The sequence below is a fragment of the Micromonospora sp. NPDC050980 genome, from assembly GCF_040653835.1.
GTDB lineage: Bacteria > Actinomycetota > Actinomycetes > Mycobacteriales > Micromonosporaceae > Micromonospora.
On the sequence record NZ_JBFAGS010000021.1, the window covers coordinates 79,447 to 91,769 of the forward strand.

Here is a 12,323-nt window from a genome sequence, read left to right on the forward strand (position 1 = left end):
CTCAGGAAGCGCCGAGCTCGTTGTCGATGAAGGCGAAAATCTCGTCGTCGGTGGCCGCGTCGAGGCCGTCGCCGGCCACCGGTTCCCCGCCGCCGTCCGGGCCGCCGAACCTGGCCGCCAGGGCCAGCAGCCGGGCCACCGCCCGCCGGCGCACCGTCTCGTCCAGCCCGTCGACGGCGAGACCGCCGGCGACCCGGTCCAGGTCGTCGAGCAGGCCCGGGTCGGCGGGGCCGGTCGCCGCCAGCCGCCGGTCGAGTTCCGCGGCCAGCCGCACCGCTGTGGGATGGTCGAAGACCAGCGTGGAGGGCAGCCGCAGCGCGGTGGCGGCGGCCAGCCGGTTGCGCAGCTCGACCGCGGTGAGCGAGTCGAGGCCCTGGTCGGTGAGGCCGCGTTCCGGCTCGACCGCGGCGGCGTCGGGATAGCCGAGCGCGGCGGCGGCCTGTGCGCGGACGAGGTCGAGCATCGCCTCCGCCCGCCCGACCGGGTCGAGGCCGGCGAGCCGCCGGGCCAGTTCGCGCCCGTCCGGTGCGGACTCCCCGGCCCGGCGCGGCGCGGCCGGCACCAGGGCGCGCAGCAGCGGGGGCAGCTCCGCCCCGGCCAGCGCGCGCGGGTCCAGCGGGTTCAGCACGGCGTGCGGCAGGTCGGCGGCCAGCGCCCGGTCGAACAGGGCCAGCCCGTCGGCGGCCGTCATGCCGCCGCCGATGCGGGCGACGTCGCGGTCGTCGAGCTGCCCGGTCATCCCGGCGGAGACCGCCCAGAGACCCCACGCCATCGACTGGGCCGGCAGGCCCAGCCCGCGCCGGTGCGACGCGAGGCCGTCGAGGTAGCCGTTGGCCGCCGCGTAGTTGGCCTGCCCGGGCGCGCCGAACGTGGCCGCGACGGAGGAGAACAGCAGGAACCAGCGCAGGTCGAGGTGCGCGGTCAGCTCGTGCAGGTTCCGGGCGGCGTCCGCCTTGGGCCGCAGCACCCGCTCGACCCGCTCGGCGGTGAGGCCGCCCAGGACGCCGTCGTCGAGCACGCCCGCGCAGTGGATCACGCCGGTGAGCGGCGACGCGGCCGGCACCGCGGCGATGACGCGGCGCAGGTCGTCCCGGTCGCCGGCGTCGGCGGCGGCGAGCGTCACCCGGGCGCCGAGCGCTTCCAGCGTGGCCGCCAGGTCGCCGGCGCCGGGCGCGTCCGCGCCCCGCCGGCCGACCAGCACGAGATCGCGTACGCCGTAAGTCCGCACCACGTGCGCGGCGACCAGCGCGCCCAGCGCCCCGGTGCCGCCGGTGATCAGGACGGTGCCCGGGAACGGCTCCGGCTCGCTCGGCGCCGGCGCCGGCGCCCGCACCAGCCGGGGCACGGCGACCGTGCCGGCGCGTACCGCGAGCTGCGGCTCGCCGCCGGCCGCCGCCGCGACGACGGCGGCCCAGGAGGCGGGGTCGTCGTCGGTGTCGACGAGCACGATCCGGTCGGGGTGCTCGGTCTGGGCGCTGCGGACCAGACCCCAGACCGCCGCGGCGTCCGCATCGGTCACCGGGCCGCCGGCCGGCACCGCCAGCCGGGTGAGCAGCACCAGCCGCGACGGCCGGGCCGGCTCGTCGGCCAGCCAGCGCTGGGCCAGGCCGAGGACGTCGGTGACCGACGTCGCCGGCACCAGCACGAGGTCCGCCACCGCGGCCGGCTCGTCGACCACGGGCAGGCCGAGCCGCTCGGCGGTCGCCGCGTCGCCCACCACGACGGCGGTCGGCGCGGGGTCGTCCGGGCTCGCCGGGGCGGGGATCCAGTCCACCGTGAATAACGCGTTCGCCGGCCCGTCCGTGTCGGCCGGGAGGGCGGCCGGGCGCAGGGCCAGCGCGTCGATGGTCGCGACCGGCTGACCGGCGTCGTCGGCCACCCGCACCGCGACGGTGTCGGTGCCGGCCGGGGAGAGCCGGACCCGGGCGGCGGTGGCCCCGATCGCGTGCACGGTGACGCCGGAGAAGGTGAACGGCAGCCACGGCCGGTCGGTGTCGGCGACGAAGCTGCCGAGCCCGATGCCGTGCAGCGCGGCGTCGAGCAGCGGCGGGAAGATCGCGTAGCGGCCGGCTTCCGGGTCGGTCGTCTCGACCTCGGCGTAGACGTCGGCGCCGGACCGCCAGGCCCGCCGCAGGCCCTGGAAGACGGGGCCGTAGTCGAGTCCGTTGGCACCGGCCGCAGCGTACAGTCCGCCGACGTCGACCGCCTGGGCGCCGGCCGGCGGCCAGGCGGTGAGGTCGAACGCCGGCGCCGCGCCCGCGCCGGGGGTGACGACACCCGTCGCGTGCGTGGTCCAGTCGGTCGCGCCGTCGGCCTTCGCCGCGATGACGACGCGCCGCTCCCCCGCGGAGTCCGGCTCGGCGGCCCGGACCTGGAGGTCCACGGCGCCGCCTTCCGGCACCACGAGCGGCGACGCGAGCGTCAGCTCGCGGACCGCGCCGCGGCCGGCGTGCACCGCCAGCTCGACGAACGCGGTGCCCGGCACGACGATCCGGCCGAGCACGACATGGTCGGCGAGCCACGGGTGGGTGTCGACGGACAACCGGCCGGTGTAGACGTCGCCGTCGCCGCCGGCGAGCCGCACGCAGGCGGCGAGCATCCGGTGGCCGCCGCCGGTCAGACCGGCGGCGGTGACGTCGCCGGCCCCGGTGGCCGCCGGCCAGTACCGCTCGCGCTGGAACGGGTACGTCGGCAGCGGCACGGTGCGCCCGCCCCGGCCGTCGAGCACCGCGGCCCAGTCGACGGCGGCCCCGGAGACGAACAGCCGGCCGACGGCGTCCAGCGCGGTCGCGGCCTCGTCGCGGTTGCGCCGCATCCCGGGCGCGTAGAGCAGGTCGGGGGCGGTCTGCGGGGCCATCGTGGTGAGCACGCCGTGCGGGCCGACCTCCAGGCACCGCACCACGCCGTGCGCGGCGAGCCAGGCGACGCCGTCGGCGAACCGGACCGCCTCGCGGACGTGCCGCACCCAGTAGCCGGCGGTGTACTCCTCGACCGGCTCGCCGGTCAGGTTGGACACGACCGGGATCCGCGGCGCCCGGTAGGTGAGGTGCGCGATCGTGGCGGCGAACTCGGCGAGCATCGGCTCCATCAGCGAGGAGTGGAACGCGTGCGACACGGTCAGCCGGGTCGCGCGGGGGAACCGCGGCTCCAGCGCGTCGATCGCCTCGCTCGGCCCGGAGAGGACCACCGCGTTCGGTCCGTTGACCGCGGCGATGTCCACGGCGGTCGGCAGCGCGGCCCGGACGGCGGCCTCGGACGCGCGGACCGCGAGCATCGCGCCGCCGGCCGGGAGCGCCTGCATGAGCCGGCCGCGGGCGGCCACCAGGGTCACCGCGTCGTCCAGGTCGAGCACGCCGGCGACGTGGGCGGCGGCGATCTCCCCGATCGAGTGGCCGAGCAGGTAGTCGGGGGTCACGCCCCACGACTCGAACAGCCGGTAGAGCGCGACCTCGACCGCGAACAGCCCGGCCTGGGTGTGCACGGTCTGGTGGATCGCGTCGGAGTCGAGCGCGTCGCGAAGCCCGTCAAAGCGGGCCACGATCTCGTCGAACGCCTCGGCGAAGACCGGGAACCGGCTGGCCAGGCCAGCGCCCATGCCGGGCCACTGGGCGCCCTGCCCGGTGAACAGGACGGCGGTCCGGCCGGGGCCGGCCGGGGCGCCGGCGTCGTCACCGGCGGCGACGCGGGCCAGGGCGTCCGGCGCGGTGGCGGGCACCACGGCGCGGTGTTCGAGGACCGCGCGGGCGCTCGCCAGGGTGTGCCCCACGTCGACCGGCCGCAGGTCGGGGTGGGTGAGCAGGTGCTGGTGCAGCCGGCCGGCCTGGGCCCGCAGCGCGTCCGCGGTGCGGGCCGAGAGCACCCACGGCACCACGCTCGGGTCCGGTTCGACCGGCGGCGGGGCGGGCACCCGGGTGGGCGCCTCCTCCAGCACCACGTGGGCGTTGGTGCCGCTGATGCCGAAGGACGACACGGCCGCGCGGCGCGGGCGTCCGGGGCCGGCGGTCCACGTGACCGGCTCGGTCAGCAGGCGCAGCGCGTTGCCGGTCCAGTCGACGTGCGGTGAGGGCTGATCGGCGTGCAGCGTCCGGGGCAGGACGCCGTGCTGCATGGCCAGCACCATCTTGATGATCCCGGCGACGCCCGCGGCGCACTGCGTGTGGCCGATGTTCGACTTGATCGAGCCGAGCCACAGCGGCTGCCCGTCCCGGTCACCGCCGTACGCGGCGAGCAGCGCCTGCGCCTCGATCGGGTCGCCGAGGACGGTGCCGGTGCCGTGCGCCTCGACCACGTCCACGTCGGCCGGGGTCAGCCGGGCGTTCGCCAGCGCCTGCCCGATGACCCGCTGCTGAGACGGCCCGTTGGGGGCGGTCAACCCGTTGCTGGCCCCGTCGGAGTTCACCGCGCTGCCCCGCACCACCGCCAGCACCTGATGGCCGTGCCGCTGCGCGTCGGAGAGCTTCTCGACCAGCAGCACCCCGACACCCTCCGACCAGCCGGTGCCGTCGGCGTCGGCCGAGAACGGCTTGCACCGCCCGTCACCGGCCAGACCACCCTGACTGTCGAAGCTCGGGAAGATGCCCGCGCTCGCCATCACCGTGACGCCGCCGGCGATCGCCATCGTGCACTCGCCGCGACGCAGCGCCTGCGCGGCCAGGTGCAGCGTGACCGACGACGACGAGCAGGCCGTGTCCACGGTCAGCGCCGGCCCTTCCAGCCCGAACGTGTACGCCACCCGGCCGGAGATGATGCTGGGGGCGGTGCCGGTGAGCAGGTGGCCCTCGCTGCCGGCGGGCATCCCGCCGGTCATGCCGTAGCCGAACGTGGAGGCGCCGATGAAGACGCCCACCGGTGCGCCGCGCAGCGACCCGGGGTCCATGCCGGAGCGTTCGAACACCTCCCAGCACGCTTCGAGCAGCACCCGCTGCTGCGGGTCCATCGCGACCGCCTCGCGCGGGGAGACGCCGAACAGCCGGGCGTCGAAGTCGGTGGCCGCGTCGAGGAAGCCGCCCTGCCGCGCGTACCCGGCCGGGTCGGCCGGCCAGCCGCGGTCGGTGGGGAACGGGCCGATCGCGTCGGCGCCGTCGCGGAGCAGCTGCCAGAGCTCCTCGGGGCTGTTGGCCCCGCCGGGGAACCGGCAGCTCATGCCGACGATGGCGATCGGGTCGTCGTCGGTGGCGGCGCGGGCGCGGCGCGGCGCGGCGACGGCCGGCGCGCCGAGCAGTTCGGTGCGCAGGTAGCCGGCGAGCGCGTCCGGGGTGGGGTAGTCGAACACCAGCGTGGCGGGCAGTCTCAGCCCGGTCGCCGCGGTCAGCCGGTTGCGCAGCTCGACCGAGGTGAGCGAGTCGAAGCCGAGGTCCTTGAACGCCCGGGCGGGGGCCACCGCGTCGCCGGACTCGTGGCCGAGCACCCCAGCGGCGGCGGTGCACACCACATCGGTCAGCAGCCGGTCCCGGTCGGCGTCGGCGAGGCCGGCCAGTCGCCCGGCCAGGCCGGTGCCCGTGGCGCCGCCGTCGTCGGCTCGCCGGACCGGCGTGGTGACCAGCCTGCGCAGCAGCGGCGGCACCTGGCCCGAGGCCCGCACCGCGTCGAGGTCGAGCCGCGCCGGGACCACGTGCCCGTCCGGCAGCCGCCGGGCCGCGTCGAACAACGCCAGGCCCAGCTCGTCGGACATGCCGCCGCCCAGTCGCGCGGCCAGCTCACCGCCCATGCCGGCGGCGTTTGCCCACAACCCCCAGCCCAGCGACTGACCGACCAGCCCGAGCCCGCGACGGTACGACACGAAGCCGTCCAGGAACGCGTTCGCCGCCGCGTACGCCGCCTGGCCCGCCGACCCGAACACCGCCGACACCGACGAGAACACGGTGAACATCGCCAGGTCCCGGCCCCGCGTCAGCTCGTGCAGGTGCACCACCGCGTCGGCCTTGGGCGCCATCACCCCGGCCACCCGCTCGGCGGTCAGGCCGGTGAACACCCCGTCGTCCAGGACACCCGCGCAGTGCACGACACCGGCGAGGTCGTCGATGCCGTCGAGCACCGCCGCGAGCGCGTCGCGGTCGGTGACGTCCGCCGCGACGACCCGCACCCGGGCGTCCAACTCCGGGGCCGGGCCGCCGGAACGGCTGACCAGCACCAGATCGCGCACCCCGTGGGTCTCGACCAGGTGCGCGGCCAGCAGCGCGCCCAGGCCACCGGTGCCGCCGGTGATGAGCACCGTCCCGTCGATCGGGGCCGGCGTGGCGGTCCCCGGGGTGGCGCGCACCAGGCGCGGGACGAGGAACTCGCCGCCGCGTACCGCCACCTCGGGCTCGCCGAGGCCGACCGCCGTGACGACGGCCGGCGTGGCGGGATCGTCGTGGTCCACGTCGACGAGCACGATCCGGTCGGGGTTCTCGGTCTGCGCCGATCGCAGCAGGCCCCACACCGCGGCGCCCGGCAGGTCGGCGACCGGTCCGCCGGCCGGGACCGCGCCCCGGGTGACGACGGCCAGCGTGCCGGCCGGGTCGTCGGCGGCGAGCCAGCTCTGCACGGCGTGCAGGGCCTGGTCGACGTCCTGGACCGGCAGCACCACCACACCCTCGACGGCTTCGCCGGCGGGGGCGGGCAGCGGCGTCCACTCGACGTGGAACAGGGCGTCGCGTACGGCGCCGGTGGCGCCGGTGGACAGGTGTTCCGCCGACGCGCCGCGCAGCATCAGCCGGTCCACGGTGGCCACCGGCTCGCCGGTGCCGTCGGCGACCCGCAGGGTCACCGCGTCCGGCCCGGCCAGGCTCAGTGCGACGCGCAGCCGGGTGGCGGCGGTGGCGTGCAGGGTGACGCCGGACCAGGCGAACGGCAGGCGCGCGGTGCCGTCGGCCGGGAACAGCAGGGCGCAGCCGTGCAGGGCGGCGTCGAGCAGGGCGGGGTGCAGGTCGAATCGGGCGGCGTCGGGGTGCGCCTCGGCCGGCACCGCCACCTCGGCGTAGACCGTGTCGGCGGTACGCCACGCCGACCGTAGGCCCCGGAACACCGGGCCGTAGTCGAGCCCGGCGTCGGTGGCGAGGCGGTCGTAGAAGCCGTCCAGGTCGACCGGTCGCGCGCCGGCCGGGGGCCACTGCGCCAGGGTGGACGTCTGGTCCGCGCCGGCGTCGGTGAGCGCCCCGGAGGCGTGCAACGTCCACGGGCCGTCGGCAGCGTGCGCGGGGCGGGCGTGGATGCGCACGTCGCGTACGCCGTACCCGTCCGGCGCGGTCACCCGCACCTGCACCTCGGCGCCACCGGCCGGCAGGACCAGCGGCGCCTCGACGGTCAGCTCGTCGATCCGGCCGCCGCCGACCTGCCGCGCGGCCCGCAGGGCCAGCTCGACGAAGGCGGTGCCGGGGACGACCACGCGACCCCACACGGTGTGGTCGGCCAGCCACGGCTGGGCGGACGCGGCGAGGCGGCCGGTCAGCAGCACCTCGTCGGCGCCGGCCACCGGCACCGCGAGCCCGACCAGCGGGTGGTCGGTGGTGCTCAGGCCGGGCACCGCGACGGCGGCGCCGGGTGCGGCCTCGGGCCAGAAGCGGCGGCTCTGGAAGGCGTACGTGGGCAGTTCCAGTCGGGCCCGGGCGGGCAGGATCGCGGTCCAGTCGACAGGCACGCCGGCGGTCCACAGCGTCGCGACAGCGTGCAGGAGGTTGTCGGCCTCGTCGCGGTCCTTGCGCAGCGCCGGGACGTAGGTCAGCTCGGGCGCGGCCGTCGCGGACAGCACACCGGCCGGTCCGACCTCCAGGCAGCGGGTGACGTCGTTGGCGGCGAGCCAGGTCATCCCGTCGTGGAAGCGCACCGCCTCCCGCACGTGCCGCACCCAGTAGTCGGCGGTGTATTCCGGCACCGGCTCACCGGTCAGGTTCGACACCACCGGGATGCGCGGCGTTCCGAACTCGACGTGCGCGATGGCGGCCGCGAAGTCGGCCAGCATCGGCTCCATCAGCGCCGAGTGGAACGCGTGCGACACGGTGAGCCGGGTCGCCTTGGCGAACCGTGGCGCCAGCGCGTCGATCGTCTCGACCGGGCCGGAGACGACGATCGACGTCGGACCGTTCACGGCGGCGATGTCCACACCGGTGCCGGCGATGGTTTCCCGCACCGACTCCTCGGTCCCCTGCACCGCGAGCATCGCCCCACCGGCCGGCAGCGCCTGCATCAACCGGCCCCGCGCGGCCACGAGCGTCACCGCGTCGTCGAGCGACAGCACGCCCGCCACGTGCGCGGCGGCGATCTCCCCGATGGAGTGACCCAGCAGGTAGTCCGGGGTGATGCCCCACGACTCGATCAGCCGGAACAGGGCGACCTCGACCGCGAACAGACCCGCCTGCGTGTAGACCGTCCGGTGGATCGCGTCGGAATCGATCGCCTCGCGCAACGGCACGTCGAGGAGCTGGTCGAAACGCGCGCGGACGGCGTCGAACGCCTCCGCGAACACCGGGAACCGGGCGTACAGGCCGGTGCCCATCCCGACGCGCTGCGCGCCCTGACCGGTGAACAGCACCGCGAGGCCGCCCTCGGACGCCACGCCCGACACCGTCGGCGCCGGCAACCCGGCCAGGAAGTCCTCGCGGGTGCCGGCCAGCACGACCGCGCGGTGCTCCAGCGCGGCCCGCCCGGTCGCCAGGGACCAGGCCACCGCCGCCGGGTCCAGCTCCGGCTCGGCGGCCACGAAGTCGCCCAGCCGATGCACCTGACCGGCCAGCGCCGGCGCCGAGCGGGCCGAGATCAGCCACGGTTGGCGGCCCTGGACCGGCGGGACACCGAGCTGCGGGTCGGTGACCGCGGCCGGCTCCTCGATGATCACGTGTGCGTTGGTGCCGCTGATCCCGAACGACGACACCGCGCCGCGGCGGGGGTGGCCGTTCGGCTTCCAGGGCCGGGCCTCGGTCAGCAGCTCGACCGCGCCGGCACGCCAGTCGACGTGCGGGGTGCGCTCCTCGGCGTGCAGGGTGGGCGGCATCACGTCGTGCCGCATCGCCATGATCAGCTTGATGATCCCGGCGACGCCGGCGGCGGCCTGGGTGTGGCCGAGATTGGACTTGATCGAGCCGAGCCACAACGGTCGCTCCGCGCTCCGGCCCTGCCCGTAGGTGGCCAGTAGCGCCTGGGCCTCGATCGGGTCGCCGAGCTTGGTGCCGGTGCCGTGCGCCTCCACCACGTCGACGTCGCCGGTGGTGAGACCGGAGTTGGCGAGGGCCTGCCGGATGACCCGCTGCTGCGCGCCGCCGTTGGGCGCGGTGAGCCCGTTGCTGGCGCCGTCCTGATTGACCGCGCTGCCGCGCACCACGGCGAGGACCCGGTGACCGTTGCGTCGGGCGTCGCTGAGCCGTTCGACCACCAGCATGCCCACGCCCTCGGACCAGCCGGTGCCGTCCGCGCCGGCGCCGAAGGACTTGCACCGGCCGTCGAACGACAGGCCCTGCTGGCGGCTGAACTCCACGAACGTGTACGGGGTGGTCATCACGGTCACGCCGCCGACCAGCGCCAGGTCGCACTCGCCCTGCCGGAGCGCCTGCCCGGCCAGGTGCAGCGCGACGAGCGACGACGAGCAGGCCGTGTCGACGGTGACGGCCGGGCCTTCGAGGCCGAACGCGTAGGACAGCCGCCCGGACATGACGCTGGCGATGGTGCCGGTCGCGACGTAGCCCTCGGACTCGGCCGCGGACGCGGACAGCGTCGTGTAGTCCTGCCCGTTGGTGCCGACGAACACCCCGGTGGGCGTGCCGCTGAGTGACGTCGGGTCGACGCCCGCCCGCTCCAGCGCCTCCCAGGTGGTCTCCAGCAGCAGCCGCTGCTGCGGGTCCATCGCCAGCGCCTCGCGCGGTGAGATGCCGAACATGTCGGCGTCGAACGCCGACGCGTCGCGCAGGAAGCCGCCCTCCCGCACGTACGAGCTGCCGGCCCGGCTGCCGTCGGGGTCGAACAGCGCGTCCAGGTCCCATCCCCGGTCGGTGGGGAACGGCCCGACGGCGTCCGCGCCGTCGGCGACCAGCCGCCACAGGTCCTCGGGGCCGGTCACCCCGCCGGGATACCGGCAGGCCATGCTCACGATGACGATCGGGTCGGTGGTGACGGCGGTGGCGGTGGGCACCGACGCGGCCGTGTCGGTGCCGCCGACGTGGGACTGGAGAAGGTCGGTGACCGCGGTGGCGGTGGGGTGGTCGAAGGCGAGGCTGGCCGGCAGCGCCAGCCCGGTCAGCGTCTGCAACCGATCGCGCAGCTCGACCGCGGTCAGCGAGTCGATGCCGAGGTCCTTGAACGCCCGACCCGCCGGCACCCGGTCCACGTCGGCGTACCCGAGCACCTCCGCGACCGTGCGGCGGACCTGCCCGAGCACGGCACGGGAGCGTTCCGCCGGGCCGAGCGCGGCCAGTTCGCCGGCCCACCGGTTGGTGTCGGGCGCCGGCGCGGGCGGGGCCTCGTCGACGGGGAGCAGGTGGTGCAGCAGTGGGCTGGGTCGGGAGGCGGTGAACGCCGGCCCGAAGCGCGCCCAGTCGACGTCGGCGACGGTCACGCAACCGGCGTCGCCGTCGACCGCCTCGGCCAACGCCCGGATCGCCAGCGCCGGCGGCATCGGCCGCAGCCCGCGACGACGCAGGTAGTCCTCAGCGCCCTCCTCGGCGACCAGCATGCCGGCCTCGGCCCAGGGCCCCCAGGCCACGGCCGTGCCGGCCTTGCCCGCCGCCCGGCGGGTCTGCACCAACGCGTCGAGGAACGCGTTGCCGGCCGAGTACGCGGGCTGGCCACCGCTGCCCCAGACGCCGGAGATCGACGAGAAGACCACGAACAGGTCCAGCTCGGCGGTGAGCGCGTCCAGGTGTACCGCACCGGCGACCTTGCCCCGGACGATCTCCGCGAACTCGTCAGCGGTGGTCTGCGAGAGCAGGCCCAGTCCGGCGACCCCGGCGGCGTGCACCACGCCCCGCAGGTCCGGGATCCCGGCCAACAGCTCCGCCACCTGCGCCCGGTCCGCGACGTCACACGCCACCACGTCCACCCGCGCCGGGGAAAGCTCCGCCACCAACTCGGCCGCGCCCGGGGCATCCATCCCCCGCCGCGACGTCAGCACCAGCCGCGGCACGCCCCGCCCCACCAGCCACCGCGCCACCTGCGCACCGAGCGCGCCGGTGCCGCCGGTGACCAGCACCGTGCCGTCCCACGTATGCGGGGCCGGCGGTCGGGCCGGCGTCGGCGCGGACCGCAGCCGGCGGACGAACACGCCCGAGGCGCGTACCGCGACCTGGTCCTCACCGCCACCGAGGACGCCGGCCAACCGGCCGCCCTCGCGCTCGCCGAGGCCGGCCGGGACGTCGATCAGGCCGCCCCACAGCTCCGGCGACTCCAGCGCGGCGACCCGGCCCGCGCCCCACACCAGTGCGGCGGCCACGTCGTGCAGCGGGTCGGAGCGACCGACCGAGACCGCGCCCTGCGTGACGCACCACAGCCGGGCGGCGACGCCGCTGTCGCCGAGGGCCTGCACCACGGTCAGGAAGCCGTGCGGCACCACCGAGTCGGCGGGCTCGGCCAGCGACAGCAGGGAGAGGACGCCGGCCAGGCTTGCCAGGCCCGCGCCGATGGCGGCCAGCTCCTCAGCCAGGACCGCGCGGTCCAGGTCCTCGGGCATGACCGGGAGTTCGATGATGTCCAGGCCGGCGTCGCTCAGTGCGGACACCAGCGGGTCGGCGACGCCGTTGTGCGGGGTCAGCACGACCCAGGTGCCCGACGCGGGCCCGACCGGGTCGGCCACCGGCTGCCAGGTGACGTCGTAGCGCCAGGACGCGACCGCGCCGGCCGCGACCCGGTCGCGGCGCCATCCGGCGAGCGCGGCGCTCAGCGACGCCGGCACGTCGGTGTGCAGCAGGTCGTGGAGGCTCTCGCCCTCGACCGCCTGCCAGAACGCCGACTCGACCGGGTCCGCGGTCGTCGCCGCCGGCAGCTCGATCGGGGTCAGCCAGTAGCGGTCCCGCTGGAACGCGTAGGTGGGCAGGTCGACGCGGGGTGCGGCGGGCAGGATCGCGGTCCAGTCGACCGGCACGCCCACGGTCCACAGCTGGGCGACCGCGTGCAGCAGGCTGTCGGCCTCGTCCCGGTCCTTGCGCAGCGCGGGCGCATACCTGAGTTCCGGCGCGGTCAGGCGTGCCATCGCGGAGAGCACACCCGCCGGCCCGACCTCGACCGCCCGGGTCACGCCCTGCGACCGCAGCCACCGTACGCCGTCGGCGAAGCGCACCGCCTCCCGCACATGCCGCACCCAGTAGTCGCCGGTGTATTCCTCGACCGGCTCCCCGGTCAGGTTCGACACCACCGGAATGCGC

Annotated in this window: 1 protein-coding gene; it reads right to left on the reverse strand. The window is 76.4% G+C overall.

Annotated elements, in window-relative coordinates; genetic code table 11:
- Window position 1: 1 nt before the first annotated feature.
- Window positions 2-12,310 carry an SDR family NAD(P)-dependent oxidoreductase gene (locus AB0H28_RS25025; protein WP_358044787.1) on the reverse strand — a complete coding sequence of 4,103 codons (12,309 nt, stop codon included), beginning with the start codon at window positions 12,308-12,310 and terminating at the stop codon, window positions 2-4.
- Window positions 12,311-12,323 lie beyond the last annotated feature (13 nt).